Below are 17728 nucleotides of genomic sequence, written 5' to 3'. Positions count from 1 at the left end.
CCCCATGGGGAATCCGTCACTGCACTCGATCCATGTCCACCCGCTGAAGGCGGCCCGGGGTTTCGCCCCCGACGAGGCCGTCGTGGAGCCCTGGGGGCTGGCGGGCGACCGCCGCTGGGTGCTGGTCGACGACTCGGGCAAGGTCATCACTCAACGTCCGCATCCGCGGATGGCGTTGGCCGCCGCCGGGCAACTGCCCGACGGCGGTCTCTTGCTGTCCGCGCCCGGCCGTGAGCCCCTCACCGTCCCCGTGCCCGAGCCCGCCGGGACGACGACGGTGGAGCTCTGGCGGGACAAGGTTGAGGGGGTCCCCGCCGACGCCGCCGCACACGCCTGGTTCAGCGGCTACCTGGGCGTTCCCGTACGGCTCGTGCACCTGGACGACCCGGCGACCCGCCGCCCGCTGGACCCCGAGTACGCCCGCCCCGGCGAGACCGTGAGTTTCGCCGACGGCTACCCGTTGCTGCTCACCACGCTCGCCTCGCTCGACGCGCTCAACTCCCTTGTCGCACAGGGCGACCACCCCGAAGAGGGCCCGCTGCCCATGAACCGCTTCCGGCCGAACGTGGTGGTCGACGGCACGGACGCCTGGGAGGAGGACGACTGGCGGCGCGTCGCCATCGGCGAGGTCGTCTTCCGGGTCGCCAAGATGTGCGGGCGGTGCGTGGTGACCACCACCGACCAGCACACCGCCGAGCGCGGCCGGGAGCCGCTGCGCACCCTCGCCCGCCATCGGCGTTTCGGCGACAAGCTGGTCTTCGGGCAGAACCTGGTTCCGGAATCCGGGGGCACGGTACGGATCGGCGATCCGGTGCGCGTTCTCGAATAGCCGTTTGAGGATGGCCCGTTGAGCTGTTTGCTCTCGATGAGTTCCGTGCCACCCCGGATTGGGTCGGTGCGGTTTTGAAGGAGCTCGATCCCATCTTGAAAACTCAACCTCTTACGATTGGGTGCGTGTACGGGGAACACAGGCGCCCGGCCCGGCCGTTGGGGTTTGTGAGAAGTTCATGAGACGGCCTTTCACGGACGCGGAAGGGGGGGTGGGGACGACCGTGCGGGCGATCAGTGGGCTGCGGGCATTCGGCGGACTGTGGCGTTGGCGACACAACCCGTTGCGCCGGACGACCGATCTGGTCGAGGCATGGCTCGCCTTCGCGGCTCTCTCGCTGATCCTCCTCGCCGCGCCCCTGATCGGCGTCCTCGTCGGGATCGCCGCCCAGGGCGCCCTGCAGCAGTCCGTACGGGACCAGCACAAGACCCGGCATCTGGTGACGGCCACCGTCGTCAAGAAGGCGGACGCCTCCCCGCTGGACCCCGACCCCGAGACCGCGACGACTCGTGACCGGCAGCGCCGGGTCGTCGCCGACTGGACGGGCCCGGACGGCTCCGACCGGCAGGGCACGGTCATGGCGAACCTCAAGGAGCCGAAGCCGGGCGACCACTTCACGCTGTGGACGGACGCACAGGGCCGGATAACCGGCCGGCCGCTGGACACCGCCACCGCGACGACGCACGCCGTGCTGGCCGGATTCGGCGCGACCGTGCTCGCCGCGGGACTGGTCGAGGGCGGCAGACGGCTGATCGTCTGGCGCATGGTCCGCCGCCGGTACACCCGCTGGGACCAGGCATGGGACAAGGCGGGGCCGGACTGGGGCAGGACGGGCACGGGCAGCTAGGGCCTGCCGTTTGGATCATGCCGACTTCGGGCTACGGCCCCCACGGCCCAGGCGTGATCCAAACGGCAGGCCCGTCGGAGGCGTGGTTGCCGAGGTCGGCCCACCCGCGGCTGAACACGGTGTAGTCGACGGACTTCTTCTTTGCCCGCGTTGCCTACGGCTCAGCCCGTCGACGCAGCCCTGCAACTCGCGGCTGCACTGGCCGAGGTGAGCGATCCCGTTGATCCTTGGGATGAGTTCTGGTCCCGGACATGGGCCGAGCTGTCGGAGGACCTCCAGCCGATTGAGGACGTCATGGCCCGGGCCGAACGCTGGCCGCCGTCGGAGCCGGGCAGGGGGAGCACATGATGAGGACATGACCTGCCGACGGGGTGCTGTTGCGGGGTGTTGAGCTACGCGCGCGGCAGTGCACATTGCCTTCGCGTCGCCTGCATCTACATCCGTAACAGTGGCCAGCCCGAGGCCGGGAGGAGGGGCACCTTCACTTGGCGCGCTTACTCTGGAGCTATGGCTGGTGTGGCGCCAATGAAGCCCCGCTGGGACGACGACTTGTTGATCGCCAAGGCTGCGGCAGAGCAGCAGCTCTTGGTGGCGCACCAGCATGCAGCTCCTACTGGTTAGGCACTTGCGACGTGGGCCGCCGGGAGTGCATCCCGGCGGCCCGTCCGGTCGCACTCAGCTTCCGAACACCCATGCCAGGACGGCGGTGGTGGTCGCGGCCAGGGCCGCCACGGCGCTCCAGATCACGGACGTGCGGTGCCAGAACGGCGGACCGGCGTCCGGCTCGGCGACGGCGGGCGCGGCGATCTCGCTCCGCGATCCGTGGTCGGCGCTTGCGATCGTGGTCGCCACGACCAGCTGTGCCGGGCCCTCGACCGTGATGTTGACGGCTGCTGCGTGAGGCGCGACGCGCGGGTTACGGTTGTCGGTCAAGTGGTTCTCCGTTCGGGACTGCTTGGGCCGAGGCCGGGCCTGTTCAAGGGGTGCCTCCTCGGGTGTTCGATGCGCCGGGGGTCGCAGTGGCGCTGCGGCCCCCGACGTGCGGAATCGGTTTCCGGTGTGTCGTTCGTGTGCGGTCACTGCCGACGTCGCCGTTCCCCGCCCGCACGGTGGCCCTCGCGCAGTCGTGACGGACGGTGACCGATGGGTGCCGAGCCCTGCCCAGGAGCTCACCATGACAACTGATCGTCACTGGTGCGCAGGCCGAGTCTTCTCGCCAGACGCCTTCTGGCCAGCCGATCGTGGGAGCGAACGGTCGCCGGGCTGACTCCAAGCAGATCGGAGATCTGCTCGGTGCCGCAGCCCAGCACGTACCGCAGTACGATCACGTCGAACTGACGCTCCGGCAGTTCCGCGATGGCGCTGAAGAGGCCGAGATCGCTGGTCATTCCGTCGAGGGTGGCCCGGGCGTCCCGCATGGCCCGTGCCACCACATGGTTTCGAGAGATGATGCCAGCCCGCTCGGCGACACTGCGCCGCAACAACTTCCAGGCCCAGGCAGCGGGCTCCGAGTGGCCCAGGAAGACCTCCCACTCGCTCAGGATGGTGAGAAAGGTGCCGTGTACCGCCTCCTGGGCCAGTTCCTCCCGCAGATGCAGGCGGGCGTACTTGGTGTAGGCCTCCCTGTTCATCATGAAGAACGCCTGGAAATCGAGCGGTAGTCCGACCGCCTGCTCACTCCTGACGTCAGAGGGCACGAGCGTGGCGACCGGTGCCGATCCGGGGTGGGCCTGCGCGTCGCTCCGTGCGGGCTGGACGCCTGGCGTCAGCGGCATCCCGCCCGGGCTCGGGGGCCCTCGATGCTCGGATCCCCTGCCCTTCCCGGCGATCGGTTCCGGGCGGGGGCTGCTTCCGACGGGCCTTCCTGTCTCTGTGGCGTCGCACCGGGCGACGGGGCGCACGTCCTCCGCGGGCAGCGTGATGTGGATCGCCTTCGGCGCGGGCGACTCGTGGGCCGTGCCGTCGGGCGGCTCATGCCGTTCGGTCAGCTTCTTCACCAGCGCCTCAGACGCCGATAACGCGCGGAGCAGGGTCTCGCAGCGCTCATCCAACGCGTCCCGCTCGGCGCGCAGCGCGGTGAGTTCCTTGGTCATCGCGCTCAGGGTGCGGTGTAGCTTGGCCACGTTATCTGGCCCCAAGCCACGGCCGGGATTCCTCCTCGCACCGTGAACCGGTGGGGTGGACTGCGGCAGCGCCATCGGGGTCGGCGCGGCGGGCGCCGTACCGACCCCGTCGGGACGAAACCGGCCACCGCCGTTGAGGATCTGACGTGCCTGCCGTGCCCTGGCCGGCGCGTCCGCGGCGGAGAAGCAGACCGCGGCCACGGCATCGACGAACTCGCCGGTGAGATTGAGCCCGGCCAGTCGGTCGGCGACCGTCGCCCGGCTTGGCACCGGCCCCTTGCCGACGGACCCGTCGGTCATTGCCGAGTGCAGGGCCGTCACGGTCAGGTCTGCCTCATCCATCCACGTACGCACCAAGGCCGCAGCCTGGTTCTCCTGTGGACTGGTGCCCTTTAGAGGGCCCCAAGGTCGAGTCCGTCGCCCTGCCATCCACTCCTCCTCGCGCTCACCGGGAGCACAAGTCTGGAGAAGGATAGAGATGTCTACGAGTTGTCCAGCAAGATTGCCAGACAACCTGGGCGGCCTTGAGGCGGTTCTCGTGTTCCGGGCGGGGATCGCGTCCGGCGCGTCGTCGAGGTGCGGGTGCCGGCGCAGCGACTGGAAGTCCGTCAGCGCCACGGCTGGCGTGTACCCGACGTCGTGCAGCACTGCGGGTTGCGCACTGACTGCAACTGGCGTCTGGGCGTGGCGTAGCGGGCAATTCGATTGCTGGAGAAGACGCTGCCTGCTGCACTGAACGGCATGGTGACGATCACCGGCGAGACGAGGGCCGCGTTCGGCCGACAGGGGGTTCGTGGTGATTTCCGACGTGCTCAGCGGCGAGCAGATCGCCGACGGGCGCGAGCTGGTCGCTGCGCTGCTCGAGCAGCAGCCTCATGGAGAGGATCACATCGGACCGTATTTCCTGTGGCCGCGCTTCGCCCCAGAGGGCCATGCACTGCTCGACTTCTACCGGGAGGCGGGCATTGGGGAGCTAGCTGGCCAGCTGCTGCGTTCGGATCTCGATGTTCAGGACCCTGATTTCGCGCAGGTGGCGACGACGGTCCCGCCGTGGCCACGTCGGCCGGGCGCCCCGCACGTCGATGGCCTGATGCCGGGCGAACCGGACGGACGCCCCGGCTCCTTCTCGCTGCTGGCCGGTGTATGGCTTACCGACCATGGCAAGCGGCACCGGGGGAACCTGTGGGTCTGGCCGGGGCGGACCTCCGTTGACCAGTCGTCCTCGCTCACCGAGGCGGGCCCGGCCGGGGCATCCAGGGGGTTCAGCCTGCCCGGGAGCCCCGGCCCCAGCGCGATGCTGTAGCCGCCGAGAGCCTGCGCGACGGCCGTCCACTCGCCCTTGGGGTCGCAGGGCACGTAGACCCGGTAACCGTGGGCGATCGCCCGGGTGGCGATGGACTTGGCCAGTGCGGACTTGCCCATGCCGATGATCCCGGCCAGGACCGCGTTGGGGTTGGTGAAGCCCTCGACCCGGCCGCTGCTGTACAGCGAGAACGGGTCGTAGCAGAACGCGGCCTCCGCGTGGACGTCGCGGCCGATGAAGATGCCCTCCGCGCCCAGTCCGCCCTCGGCGAGGAAGGGATAGGCCCCGGACACCGTGGCGGTGGTCATCCGGTGGGCGGGCAGGCGGAGCTTGCCAAGCGGTCGCCACCACCGTGGGTGACCGCGATGCCCAGTGGGTGATTCACACCGTCGGCCCGCGCTTCACGCTGGACACCGACCAGCCCGACCTCCTCGCCTCCTGCTACCGCGAATCCCTGTGCGTCGCCGACGAGTTGGGCGTCCCGCCCGGTCGCCTTCCCCGCCGTTACCGCCGGCATCTACGGCTGGCCGATGGGCGACGCCGCCCGCATCGCGGTGCAGACGGTACGGGCCACCCGGACTGCAGACGAGGAGGTCCGGTCTGTCCTCTTCGACGAGGGGCCTACGAGGCGTTCGCAGCGCAGGTCGGTTGACGGAACAACTTCCCGGTCGGCGTCGGCTCAGGCGGACCGCGACGCGATCAGCGCTTCCAGCCGACGACGGGTGTCCCGGCGGCGCACCGCGGCGAACACCGAGAGTTCCCGGCGCATGGCCAGGAGACACAGGTCCCACTCCGGCCCGTTGTCGTAGGCGTAGTACGCCGAGCCGGGGAACTCCTCGTCGCTCGCGATCACGGGCGATTTCCAGGCATCCGACCGGTATGGACCGACCTGCCTCCGCGTCCGGACGAGCAGTGCCCGGTACGACGCAGCGACGATCGGCGAGTCGAGCGTGAGCACCGCCTCGTGATAGCGGCGGCGGGCCGCACTGGCGCTGAGCCGCTCCGATATCCGGGCGCGCGTCGCCGCGTCCGGCCCTTCACGCCGACGTATCAGGTACGGGGTCTGCTCGTACTCCCGGATCGCCTCCAGGGCCGAGGCGAAGACGTCGGCCCGGCGTTCCCGGCGCTTCTGATGCTGGCTCACCCAGTACCCGAGGAGCGCGACCAGAGCGGTGACGAGCCCAGTCAGCAGAGTGATGACCTGAGTGGTGTTCATGACCGTCCGAGCCCCGTATGTGCGCGAGTTGCGCCGGTCTCCTCCATGACGTTCATACTGATCCCTCCTCTTCTCACCCAAACCTCTGAACACTCGACGGAGACTGTTTGTCCACGACGGAAGAGAGCCCCACCACCGGCCGTCTCGGCTGGCTGTGGGAGAAGCTCGACGCATGGGAAGTGCCCGCACAGGGCTTGATGGACCGGGCCGCGTTACGCGTGGCCCCCGTACCGCTGGAGGAACTGGCCGACCCGCTCACCGCCCCGGCGGCGGTCGGACGGGCGTGGAAGGCGGTTATGGACCGGGGAGTGAAGACCGAGGCCGCCGATCTGGTGGTCCTGCTCCTGGTCCACCGGGCTCTGGAGATGGATCCCGGCGTGGCGCACACGTCCCTGCGTGCCGCCGACCCCAGATTCAAACGGGACAGGACCTGGTTCGAAGTCCACTTCCGACTCGCCGGAGTGCTCAACGAACTGGCCCGTGCGGCATTGCACGATGAACGGACCGAGGCGGCCCGCCGCCTCTACGCGGCCTTGCTGCACGAGGGCGAGGTCATCAACGTGGCACTGTCCGTCGTCGACTTCTCCGAACACCAACTGCGCCGCTTCCACGGCATGCGCGGCGTCGCCTCCCTCATCCTGGCCCGCAAGGACGACGACGCGGCCGCCCTGCTCGCCTACGCCGACGGCCAGTTGGCGCTCGCCGAGCGGTGCGGCGACGTATCCCCCGAGCACTTCCGCTACCACGTCGAGGTGAAGGTGCGCCGGGCCGACCTCGCCATGCACCGGGCCCGGACCGGCCAGGCGGCGCAGGCGGTGGACCAGGACCGGGTGCCTCAACTCCTCAGCGAAGCCGAGGACTTGCTGGACAGGGGTGCGGAACTCGCCCTGCCCACCCGGGAACTGGCCGCGGCGGAGGGGGACGTCGCCTTCCGCTGGGGCCTGCATCTGCTGGCCATCGGGGACGGCAGCGGGGCGCTCAGCGAGTTCGAGCGCAGCGTCGGCGCGTACGAAGCCGCCGAAGGAGAGGCTCGTACCGCCCACGCGTGCCCTGACCCGGTGCTCTCGCTGCTGCGCGGACAGGCCCGGTTTCGGGTCCACATCGGCCGGCAGGCCACCGTCGACTGGAACGCCCAACCGGACATCCTGGAACAGCGCAGCACCGAGGACGACGAGGACACCGAGCCCACCCTGCTGGACACGGCGATCGCAGAGCTCGCCGTCGGCGCGACCGCCGTCAGCAACACCTCGTACCCCGACGCCCTGCTCAGCCGGGCACGCGGTCGGCTGTGGACCAGGGACGTCGACGGCGCGCTGAACGACATCGACACGGCCCTCTCCTATCTGCGCGACGTCGGCTGGCTCACCGGCGACACCGTCACGGCGCCGCCGGTCAACACCGCACAAGTCGTACGGCAAGTACGGATTGCCGAGGTCCTGAAGGGCGAGGCCGCGCTGCGCCGCGCGACAGAGGCCGCCGACGTCGAGGAGACCGAGCGCCTGCTGGACCTACTCCTCACCGTCGACGACGTGCCCCTGCACAGCACCGCCCTGGCCCAGGCGGCCTTCCTGCTGTGCTCGGCACGCCAACGGGCAGACTGCGCCGACCGGTTGAACGCCGTCAGCCGCCGCCTGGAGCAGCAGCTGGCGCGGTTGCGCTCGCCGGCCCGACGCTCCTTCGTGGCCAGCCGGGCCGCGACCCTGTCCGCGCTCGCCTTCGGCGACGTCGTCCGGACCGCCGAACTGGAGCGGGTGCACGAACTGTTCCAGACGGCGCTGCCACACGGCGGCGAGGCCAACCCGGTGCTGCGGCGGCATGCCGCCGTCGCCGCCCTCAAGCTGGCGTGTCGGCTCCAGGCCGGGGACGAGCGGCGCCGCGAGGAGGCCGTACAGCTGCTGCGGGACGCGCTGGCCCTGCTGCTCAGCGTGCTGGGCGAGCACACCGCGAGCGTGCCCGGCGACGCCGGCACGGCCGAACTGGCCGAGGCCGAGGCACTCGTCGACGAGATGACCGACCCCGCATCCACCGGAGCGCCGCCAGAGCCCTCCGCCCGGCCGGACACCTACGACGAGTCGGCCACCGCCCTGGAGGAGCCAGACCCCGGACCCGACCGTGGCGACGACCTCCTCGTCGACGGCCGCCTCGATGACGCGGCCGACGAACTGCTCGATACGGCGGGCGAGTTGCCCAACCATCCGCTGCCGGAGCCCGGCGCCCCGGACGCCCCCCTGGACGAGCGGCTCCGTGACGACTGGCTGGCCCGAGCGCCCCAGTTGCCGACAGACCCGGAACGCGCCGCCCTGGAGAGCCGGATCGGCGAGTGCCATATGCGCCTGCACCTGATCACCGGCGACGAGGACCACGCGGAGAGGGCCCTGTACCACTTCGCCCGCAGTCGGCACCACGACAACCTCAGCGGCAACCTGCTCGGACTCGTCGGCGACGTGTACTACCGCCTGGGCCGCGACCGCCAGAACCCCAAGGACCTCCGGCTGGCCGTCTCCTGCAAGTCCGCCGCCCGCGACCTGGGCTACCAGAGCCGGGAGAACTGGTCGGTGTCCAGCGCCGCCCACCACATGCTGTTCCGTAGGAGCAACTCCCCGACCGACCTCGCCGAGGCCCTCCGCTGTGCGGACGAGGCCGGTCGGCTGGCCCCCGACTGGCCCTGGCCCCTGTTCCAGCTCGCCGAGCTGAGCTCGGTGCCCGAGCAACACCGGGAATGGGCCACACACCTGCTGGACGGCCGCGACCGCACCGAGAACCTGCGCCTCTCCCTCGCCGGAGCACGCGGCGAGCTGCTCAGTCGTGCCGCACGGCTCGTCGTACGAGACGAGGAGTTCGACCGGCAGGGCATGGGCGGCCGGATGGAGGGAGCGGTGTATTTCGTAGACGATCCTCATCGCCTGCTCAGCAGCACCGTCGTGATCAAGGAACGCCCCACGGGGTTCGCGCGCACCGAGAGCGAGCTGCTCACCGGGTTCGCCGCGTGGACGGACGACCACGAGCAAAGCTGGATCAAGGTGCCGGAGGTGATCGACACGGTCCCGCTCCCGCCCGCGCGGGCAGGAGCGGGACGGGACGTGGCCCTCGTCATGCGGCGCATGTCCGGCCGCCCGGTCAGCGCGCTCGTCGCCGACCGTAAGCCCGCGGAAGCGGCACCGGACACCACGGATGTGGTGGAGGTCGCCGACCGCGTCCTGCACGCCCTGGCCTCCTTCCACCACTGGCGGGGCCCGTGCCCCGACGACGGCGACCGCCGTTCCACGGTCCGTGAGCGGCTGGAGGAGGACATGCGGGTGCATCTGGCAGCCGCCGGCCGTGCCGTCGACAACACCGCGCTGACCGACCTGTGGTCCGGCACGGCCAGCCTGCCCCTGGCGGCCCAGCGCGACGCCCACGCCGACAACTGGCTGATCCCGGCCTTCCCTGGACGACCCGCCTGGATCGCCCCGATCGACCTGGAGGCCAGCGACTGGCGTCCCGTGCTGTTCGAAGTCGCCCAGTTCATCGAGGACTTCGCCCTCCTGCCGGTGGACGATCAGCACTTCACGACCCGCGTGGACCTGGCGACACGCTACCTCCACCACCTGCCCCCACAGCCCGCCCTACTCGCCTTGCGCGACGACCCGGTCAAGGTGCGCCGCGCCTACGAGACCTTCGCGCTCGCGCGGGCGGCCTTCCTCCAGTACTTCCTCGCTTCGCCCCGCCGCGCGCACACCGGGCTGTCGACCGGCAGCCGCCGCCTCAAACGGGTCCGCCAAGCCCACTGCGAGGCGATCGTCGCCTACCTCGCCGGCAGCGCGTTCCCCGACGTGGCCGCGGTCGCCTCGGCCTGTTGATCACCGGCCGCCCCAGCCCAGCGACGGGGGCGGCCCGCGACGTACAGCCGCAGCGGACCCGTGTCGCCACCGCCCTCCCGCAGCCGCCGGTACACCACCCCCAGCTCGTCCACCCCGACGACTCCGATCTCCCGGCCCACCGAGGAGCGCACCACGGACCGTACGGTCCGTTCGTCGCGCACCGGCCGGAACCCGCAGCCGAGCACCAGCCGGACGGCGTGCGACGTGTCCCGCCCGACCTCGACGAACTGCCCGGGAAACCGCCGCTGCGCCAGCCGGGCCAGTCGCAGACCGATGCCGAGACCCCGGTACGCGGGGAGCGCGCCGCAGGCCCCCCACTTGCCGTCCCCGCGCACCTGCGAGCACCCGACGAGCCGCCCGCCCTCCCGCGCCCACACCAGCAGCCCCGACGAGGTGGTCAGCCTGCGCAGATGGGTCTCGCGCGGATGACTCGCGCTCCCGTACGCGGACCGCAGGACGTCCGCTGCTTCGGCCGCCGTGTCGGACCTGTCGCGCAGCTCGCTGAGCGCCAGCGCGCCGAAGGTGAGCCGGGGTGCCCTGGGTCGCCATAGCTCCTGCCCGGATGCCTCGGAGAAAAAGGACACCGCCTGGTCCCAGATCCCGGGGCCGTGGACGACGCCGACGGGCACTCCGAGCGCCTCCGGCGGCCGCACACCAAGCCCCGGCGCGCACAGGGCCACCGCCACCACCGGTGAGGGCGCCCCGGGATGGCGCCGACGCCATCGCGCCAGCGCCTCGGCCAGGACCGGCGCGGCCGCCCGTTCGACGATCGCGAAGGCGGCCACCCGCCGGTCCAGCAGCCTGAGGACCACCTCGGACTGTGATAAGTGGGGGACCGCCCGCAGATCGGGACAGAGGAAGGGCAGCCCGCGCGCCGCACAGGCCGCCTCCAGCAGACGGGCGCGACCGCTGCCGGAACGCATCGCACCCTCGTACGATTCCTGCGGATCGTGCAGATAGAGAATCCCGGGCGTGCTCGAGGAACTGTTCACCGCTGCCCTCCCACCGATGCCATGACCACTTGGTCCCTCATACCGCCGTAGGTCTATCCGGCCGACCGCCGAGGTAAGCGCCCACACCCGGGCCGGCGCCGCTGTGCGGCGGCCTTGACCCCCGGTGGTCAGCCCGTGAGACACCTGCGTAATCAGCGCTTCGTACCGTCATAGACGGCTCTCAGGAGGGCGAACGTCGGAGAGAGGGGAGCGAGTGTGGTCGTGCCGGACCAGAAGGGCGACGCTGTGACCACGGTGCGCACCGTCTGCCTGTACCGCGGTGTCGGCATGGTGCTCGACGTCGGCACCGGCCGCGACGAACGTGGCGCTGGCGGCCGCTCACGAGACGGCGGACATTTTCACGACAGGTCGGCATGTTCGCATGATGCGACGGCTGACCGGCCACCTCGCGTTCCGGCTGCTCCCGGACGATCTCTGACCTGCTCCGCTTTGACGGCGCCCGCCTCCCCGAGGAACGAGGAGCCTGCTACCTGTAGCTCGGTCGTCCCGACCTCGCGGAAGAGGCCCTCACCGCAGCCCTCGCCCAACGATCGTGCGCTACGCGGAGACAGTGCTCAGCTTGGCCGACCGGTCGAGCTCATGCCCGATGACCGAGTCTCGGACTGGATCACCGGATCGCGGCTCTTTCTCGCACGACGAGAGGGATACGTGCATGAGCGACGGTCGGATCTTCCGCGAGGCGTGGAATTCCGGTGTGACCCAGCACTACCGGTGAGCCGAAGCCCGGCTATGTCGCGCCGTGGAACGAGACGCCCGAGTGGGAGCGCGAGGCTGCCGCCGCTGTGTGTGGACAGGTATGCGACTTCATTAGGGCCAGCGAAGGGGACGCCATGCGGCTCACCCGCGAGCAGAAGGGCCGTTTCGTCGTGATCTGCTGGGGTGGTGCCCCGCCGCGTGGTGTAGCGGCGATCGCAGTGAGTCTTCGCCAACCTGAAGTCGCAGGTCAAAGGGCTGGTGTGACCGGTTCTCGGGTCGCTCACGCTGGTCGCGGGCGGCAGTTTGAGTAGTAGATCGTCCGTCGGGCTGTGTTGTGTTGCTGGCGCCAACGGCCCGAGTGTCAATCTCCATGCTTACTGCGGCAGGTTGGACTCGTCTGCCTTGCGGAAGATGTCTCCGCACGTAGGTGAGGGCACCGACTGGCGGGCTGCAAGGACGGTCAGCGTATGGCGCACTTCCGTGCTCAGCCGAACGAGCTGGAGACTGGTCTGGCCGCCCTTATAGGCGTGCAGGCGGAAGACTTTGACCGCGATTTCGTCGCGGTCGTCCGCGAAGGTGTCTGGGAGCCCGGCGAGTAGTTCGAAGTCTTGCTTGCCGGTCGCCGCGTCGGCCACGGCGCTGAGGGGCAGGGTCTCGAACTCTGGTGCGGACAAGGAAGTGTCCACCGCGACAGCGTGGGCAGCTAAAGCCGCGAAGACCTCAATGAGTCGTTCTCCCACCGCCACGTCAATGCCCCAGGAGTGCAGCCGCTCTTGGCGGCGATCCTTGCGCCATGGCTCCTGGTCCAGCAGTGGCAGCAGGACGTGACCCAGGTACGCGCAGCGACGCCACAGCGTTTCGTGGTCCGAGGTCATGATCGATTCTCTCTGCAACAGTTGGAGGGCCTGCCGCCCGAGCGGCGCAGGCCCTCCAACTTTCCACTACACGCCGGCTGGGTACAGGACGGGGCTGGACGTTGTCTCAGCGGTTGACTTCGAGATTTGTCAGGACGAGCAGGGCACGCAGGAGGCGCGTGGCGCGAGCGGGATCGGTACGGAGCTTGGTGAGGATCCGCCAGTTCTTGAGGTGAGCGAAGCCGTGTTCGACCGGTGCGCGTCCGACGGCGAGGACTCGGTTGGCGGTCTTCTGGCCGGGCGCGAGCTTGTGGGTGCGGCTGGCGTGGAAGCCGGTGACGATCACGGGGTCGCGTACGTCGTTGTCCAAGCCGCGGAAGCCGAGGTCCGCCAGCGCTCCGAGGCCGGCGGCGCGCAGGTGGGCCAGGATGCGGTCGTGGCGGGCGGCGGTGTTGTCATGGGTGCGGCCGGGCCGGGCGGCAGATATCCAGATCAAGCGGCCCCTCTCGTCGGTCAGGGCGAGAAAGTGCAGGCCATGATGGTGGTGTTTACCGGAGTAGTTCCGCCGGTCGGCCTTTCCGGTGCGGCGCTGGGTGGGGATGAGAGTGCCGTCGATGCCCTCTGCGGGGAGTCCGTGAACGTGGGTGGTGATAGGTGGGGTGTCCGTGGTGTCTGCCGCTCGTTGAACAGGTGCTGCTGGTGGCGGTGTACCACCGCTCCGGCACGTTGGCAGCCTTTGCGTATGGGTGTGGCTCTTTTGTAGAGAAGGGGCCCAGAGCTCGCTTTTCGCGCCGGGGCAGACTATTCACTCGGTTCGGGAGCTGTGCGCGCAGCGGCACGCCACGGGTCGTTGGCTCCGGGGAGACGGCAGTCGAGGACTTTGGCCGCGACAATGGCACCGTACTGGTCGCGCTGCCTGGAATTCGGCGACCTCGCGGGCCGTGGCCTTGGCGTGCAGACGCAGGTCTGCAAGTTCGGGATAGCGAGTGGCGAGACCGGTCAGCTGACGGACCGCCGTACGTCGTGGAGGTCAGGATGGACGCTGCGGCGCTGCTTCACGCGGCTGATCAGTGGGACCTCGCTCTGACTTCCTTCCCGCGCGGCTCAATGAACGAAGCGTCCGGTGACAGCTCGCCTGCGGCAACGCGCGGCGTCTCTCGGCCAATGTCAGCAACTGGTCGTTGAGTTCAGGAAGTTGGCAGGCTCGCGCGATGCGGAGCACTGAGTCTTCGCCAACCTGAAGTCGCAGGTCAAAGGGCTGGTGTGACTGATTCTCGGGGTGCTCACGCTGGTCGTGGGCGGGAGTCCACGGACGAGATCATCTGACGGAGCCGGGCTTGTCTCTGAAACGGAAGTCAGTCCAGGCGGGTGCTCTGACCGGTGCACCTGGGCTGCGAGGCAGTCCGTCCTGCTGGCCAAGCACGGCACCAGACACTCCCCGTACCGCTGATTCCTGCTCGCAGTGCCCGGGGGGTCTTCTACGATCCGGTGCATGGATCCCGAGCTGCTGGAACGGATCACCGCGCGGCGCGCGGAACTGGACCGGCAAACTGCCCGAGGCCGCCCTCGCTGACCTGTACACCATGGTTACCGACCACATCGGCATCACCCGGCTCCTGGACTACCAGTTCGAGGGTGGCTTCTCTACCGACGCTCGCAGCAACCTGCACCGAGGGCTGCTGGGCCTACTGATCTCCAAGACCAGCCCGGAAGCAGCTTCGGCGCCTGGCCGCAGACACCAACCTGCGCACCGTCACCGACGCACGCCATCTCCAGGACATCGTGCTGGCCAGCCTCGACCGCCTCCAGACGGTACTTCAGGGGTCCAACGGCCTTGTGGTCAACTTGTGGAACCGGAACCTCTGGACAGTGGATCACACCGACTGGTGGCCGTGCTGGGAAGAAGACTTCAGCGACATGATCGCAGCTCTCCTGCGCCAGGACATCGGCGGAAACCGCGTCGTCATCAACCGCGAGGTCCAAGTCGACCGCTCCGGGTTTCCAGGCAGACGCACCGACATCCAGATCCAAGCCACGGCCCCGCCCACCAGCAGCAACGACGGCACACTGACCGTAGTCATCGAATGCAAAGGATGCTGGCACCGAGACCTGTCCACCGCCCTGGCCGACCAGCTTGTCCGCGACTACCTGCGCACCCCCGGTACCGCAGGCATCTATCTCATCGGCTACTTCGACTGCGACCGCTGGAACCGCGAAATGCGCAGGAAGCGACACCACACATCAGGCGATCACACCATCCGCGACCTGCAGCACGGACAGGATGGACGAGCCCATCCGGGGTGACTCGTTCGACGACAACTGGCTGGTCATTGCTGGCCTAATCGGCAAGGGGCGCCGCCTCGGCAGGGTAATGGTTGCCGGGGTGGCTTGCCGGGTCTTCGACGTGGGTGCCGATGGTCGACCAGACGCGGTCGGCGTGACACGACCGACATCGGACGTTGCGAGGCCACTTCGGGGGCAACCCTCCGTAAAGGCTGACGGATACTCAGGTATCGCTGACGTATCGCCAACCATTCAAGATCATCTTGCACGTGCGTTGCACAAGGTGCTGAAAAACAACAGTGATCAGTGAAGGGTCGTGAAGGTGAGTATCGGCAGGTCAGCTGGCATGTTGAGGTGTCGTGCCCCTTGCCTTCAAGGGGCACGACACCGCGCCGTTCAGATGTCCCGGAAGATCTCGATCTGTGCGCCCACCGAGTTCAGTCGCTCGGCGAGGTCCTCGTAGCCGCGGTTGATGACGTACACGTTGCGCAGGACGGATGTGCCGTCGGCGGCCATCATCGCGAGGAGGACGACGACGGCGGGGCGCAGGGCGGGCGGGCACATCATCTCGGCGGCGCGCCAGCGGGTGGGGCCCTCGACCAGGACGCGGTGGGGGTCGAGGAGTTGGAGCCGTCCACCGAGGCGGTTGAGGTCGGTGAGGTAGATCGCGCGGTTGTCGTAGACCCAGTCGTGGATGAGGGTCTTGCCCTGAGCGACGGCGGCGATGGCCGCGAAGAACGGCACGTTGTCGATGTTCAGGCCGGGGAACGGCATCGGGTGGATCTTGTCGATCGGTGCCTGCAGCTTGGAGGGCCGGACGGTGAGGTCCACCAGCCGCGTACGGCCGTTGTCGGCGAAGTACTCCGCCGAGCGGTCGTGGTCGAGGCCCATCTCCTCCAGGACCGCCAGCTCGATCTCCAGGAACTCGATCGGCACCCGGCGCACGGTGAGTTCGGACTCGGTGACGACGGCGGCGGCCAGCAGGCTCATCGCCTCGACCGGGTCCTCGGAGGGCGAGTAGTCGACGTCCGTGTCAATGTGCGGCACGCCGTGGACGGTGAGCGTGGTGGTGCCGATGCCCTCCACACGTACGCCGAGGGCCTCCAGGAAGAAGCACAGGTCCTGGACCATGTAATTGGAGGAGGCGTTGCGGATGACGGTCACGCCGTCGTGGCGGGCGGCGGCGAGCAGCGCGTTCTCGGTCACCGTGTCGCCGCGCTCGGTCAGCACGATCGGGCGGCCGGGGACGACGGACCGGTCGACCTCGGCGTGGTACAGCCCCTCGGTGGCCGTGATGTCCAGCCCGAACCGGCGCAGCGCGATCATGTGCGGCTCGATGGTCCGCGTTCCGAGGTCGCAACCGCCCGCGTACGGCAGCTTGAAGTGGTCCATGCGGTGCAGCAGTGGGCCGAGGAACATGATGATGGACCGCGTACGGCGGGCCGCCTCCGCGTCGATCGCCCCCAGGTCCAGCTCGGCCGGCGGCACGATCTCCAGGTCGACGCCCTCGTTGATCCACCGGGTGCGTACGCCGATGGAGCCGAGCACCTCCAGAAGGCGGTACACCTCCTCGATCCGCGCCACCCGGCGCAGTACCGTGCGCCCCTTGTTCAACAAGGAGGCGCACAGCAGTGCGACACATGCGTTCTTGCTGGTCTTCACGTCGATCGAGCCGGAGAGCCGGCGCCCGCCGACCACACGCAGATGCATCGGTCCCGCGTATCCCAGCGACACGATTTCACTGTCCAGGGCTTCACCGATTCGAGCGATCATCTCAAGGCTGATGTTTTGATTGCCGCGCTCGATGCGGTTGACGGCGCTCTGGCTGGTGTTGAGTGCCTCCGCCAACTGCGACTGCGTCCAGCCACGGTGTTGCCTGGCGTCACGGATGAGCCTGCCGATGCGTACGAGGTAGTCGTCGGTCATGCGGTGAGGTTATCTCAGATATGAGATGCGCTCTGCTCCGGGGTGGGCTGTGTGGGTGAGTGGGGTCCGAGTGGAGTCCGAGTGGAGTCCGAAAGTCTGTGTGATGGATGCCGCTTCTTCTCCCGGGAGTGAGGGCACGGCTCGGCGACCCTGCTCGGCCGGGCCATGGTCGCTCACCCGCGACGGGACCGGGCCGTGCGCGTCCGGCGCCAGCCGAAGGGTCCCGGCAGATCCAGCGACGTCGTACGCCGCCCCGTGCTGCTGTGCGTTCGGCGCGGGCCGTGGCGGCCTCCGGTGGTGATGGACCAGGAGTGCCGGTTGATGTTCAGTCGCACCCCCGGCAGGATCCGAAAACTCTTGCGGAACGTGAGCGGCATGAGTGCCTCCCGTCGGCGTTCGTTCGAAGGCGCCGGTTCGGCGTTCGGTGCTGCTTGTCGGTTACCCCGCCTTCGCGAACTGATGGGCGAACGCCAGAGATTGGTCGAAGTTCACCGACAACACGGGTTCCGCACCCGGCACCGGCGAGACCGGCGCGACGCGAAACCGGTGCCGCGTGACGTCGCCGTCCTCCGCCCGCAACTCCACGACCCCCGGCTCGGGGCAACGCCACCGGAAGCGCGTCACGTGCTTTTCGAAGGCATTCGTCACCGAACACCACCCCCGCCCGTCCGCGAGGAACTCGACCTCGGAACACTCCATCACCCCGAGATCGAAGGGCTCGCTACCCCAGCGGCCGATCAGCGCCCCATCGATTTCCCTGTGATCCATGCCGTCGATA

The 17728-nt window shown here is 69.1% G+C and carries 14 protein-coding genes and 3 pseudogenes; 7 read left to right on the top strand and 10 right to left on the bottom strand.

The annotated features are described in order from the left end of the window. Positions 1-4: 4 nt before the first annotated feature. Together CES90_RS43605 and CES90_RS43600 are read left to right on the top strand one after the other, a co-directional pair. Positions 5-829, top strand: a complete 825-nt coding sequence (locus tag CES90_RS43605) for an MOSC domain-containing protein (protein WP_189788574.1) — start codon at positions 5-7, stop codon at positions 827-829. Between the two features lie 223 nt (positions 830-1052). Continuing rightward, entirely contained in the window at positions 1053-1676 is a 624-nt protein-coding gene (locus tag CES90_RS43600; protein WP_189788577.1) for an Rv1733c family protein, read from the top strand. 675 nt (positions 1677-2351) lie between these two features. Here CES90_RS43600 and CES90_RS43595 read toward each other — a convergent pair. The 3 genes and pseudogenes from CES90_RS43595 to CES90_RS43585 all read right to left on the bottom strand — a co-directional run. Beyond that, positions 2352-2609 (bottom strand): hypothetical protein, encoded by a 258-nt coding sequence (locus CES90_RS43595; protein ID WP_189780526.1) that lies wholly within the window; start codon positions 2607-2609, stop codon positions 2352-2354. 236 nt (positions 2610-2845) lie between these two features. Next, positions 2846-4141 carry an RNA polymerase sigma factor gene (locus tag CES90_RS43590; RefSeq protein WP_189780525.1) on the bottom strand — a complete coding sequence of 432 codons (1296 nt, stop codon included), beginning with the start codon at positions 4139-4141 and terminating at the stop codon, positions 2846-2848. A gap of 855 nt (positions 4142-4996) precedes the next feature. Continuing rightward, a pseudogene (locus tag CES90_RS43585) lies at positions 4997-5437 on the bottom strand (ATP-binding protein); the annotation flags it as partial. Between CES90_RS43585 and CES90_RS43580 the strand changes: the two are divergent. Further along, positions 5434-5754 (top strand): annotated as a pseudogene (locus tag CES90_RS43580) (macro domain-containing protein); the annotation flags it as partial. The pseudogenes CES90_RS43585 and CES90_RS43580 overlap by 4 nt on opposite strands. Before the next feature lie 27 nt (positions 5755-5781). Here CES90_RS43580 and CES90_RS43575 read toward each other — a convergent pair. Then, positions 5782-6318, bottom strand: a complete 537-nt coding sequence (locus tag CES90_RS43575; RefSeq protein WP_189780524.1) for a hypothetical protein — start codon at positions 6316-6318, stop codon at positions 5782-5784. A 107-nt stretch (positions 6319-6425) separates the two neighbouring features. Here CES90_RS43575 and CES90_RS43570 point away from each other — a divergent pair, with 107 nt between their 5' ends. Further along, positions 6426-10157, top strand: a complete 3732-nt coding sequence (locus CES90_RS43570) for a hypothetical protein (protein WP_189780523.1) — start codon at positions 6426-6428, stop codon at positions 10155-10157. Here the strand turns inward: CES90_RS43570 and CES90_RS43565 are convergent. Beyond that, positions 10103-11170 carry a GNAT family N-acetyltransferase gene (locus CES90_RS43565; RefSeq protein WP_189780522.1) on the bottom strand — a complete coding sequence of 356 codons (1068 nt, stop codon included), beginning with the start codon at positions 11168-11170 and terminating at the stop codon, positions 10103-10105. The genes CES90_RS43570 and CES90_RS43565 overlap by 55 nt on opposite strands. A 673-nt stretch (positions 11171-11843) precedes the next feature. On the opposite strand from CES90_RS43565, the pseudogene CES90_RS50735 reads away from it, so the two are divergent. Beyond that, positions 11844-12069 (top strand): annotated as a pseudogene (locus CES90_RS50735) (hypothetical protein); the annotation flags it as partial. Positions 12070-12261: 192 nt separating this feature from the next. Here the strand turns inward: CES90_RS50735 and CES90_RS43560 are convergent. Continuing rightward, positions 12262-12762: a hypothetical protein gene (locus tag CES90_RS43560; RefSeq protein ID WP_189780521.1), complete on the bottom strand. Its 501-nt coding sequence runs from the start codon at positions 12760-12762 to the stop codon at positions 12262-12264. 106 nt (positions 12763-12868) lie between these two features. Continuing rightward, a complete protein-coding gene (locus CES90_RS43555; protein WP_268257004.1) occupies positions 12869-13357 on the bottom strand; it encodes a transposase family protein in 489 nt (162 codons plus the stop codon). A 1166-nt stretch (positions 13358-14523) separates the two neighbouring features. Here CES90_RS43555 and CES90_RS43550 point away from each other — a divergent pair. Both CES90_RS43550 and CES90_RS43545 read left to right on the top strand, forming a co-directional pair. Further along, a complete protein-coding gene (locus CES90_RS43550) occupies positions 14524-15045 on the top strand; it encodes a hypothetical protein (protein WP_189780520.1) in 522 nt (173 codons plus the stop codon). Then, positions 15023-15334, top strand: coding sequence for a hypothetical protein (locus CES90_RS43545; protein ID WP_189780519.1), 312 nt, complete (start codon positions 15023-15025; stop codon positions 15332-15334). Before CES90_RS43550 ends, CES90_RS43545 begins: the two co-directional genes overlap by 23 nt. Positions 15335-15420: 86 nt before the next feature. Here the strand turns inward: CES90_RS43545 and CES90_RS43540 are convergent, their stop codons facing one another. The 3 genes from CES90_RS43540 to CES90_RS43530 form a co-directional block, all read right to left on the bottom strand. After that, positions 15421-16950: a helix-turn-helix domain-containing protein gene (locus CES90_RS43540; protein ID WP_189780518.1), complete on the bottom strand. Its 1530-nt coding sequence runs from the start codon at positions 16948-16950 to the stop codon at positions 15421-15423. A 173-nt stretch (positions 16951-17123) separates the two neighbouring features. Next, the gene (locus CES90_RS43535; RefSeq protein WP_189780517.1) at positions 17124-17327 is read right to left on the bottom strand and encodes a DUF4236 domain-containing protein; all 204 of its coding nucleotides are present in this window, start codon (positions 17325-17327) and stop codon (positions 17124-17126) included. A gap of 61 nt (positions 17328-17388) precedes the next feature. Beyond that, positions 17389-17718: a hypothetical protein gene (locus tag CES90_RS43530; protein ID WP_189780516.1), complete on the bottom strand. Its 330-nt coding sequence runs from the start codon at positions 17716-17718 to the stop codon at positions 17389-17391. Positions 17719-17728 lie beyond the last annotated feature (10 nt).

The sequence above is a fragment of the Streptomyces capitiformicae genome (genome assembly GCF_002214185.1).
GTDB classification, from domain to species: domain Bacteria; phylum Actinomycetota; class Actinomycetes; order Streptomycetales; family Streptomycetaceae; genus Streptomyces; species Streptomyces capitiformicae.
The sequence above is the reverse complement of the archived record's forward strand: the minus strand, read 5'-3'. Positions and strand labels throughout refer to the sequence as shown.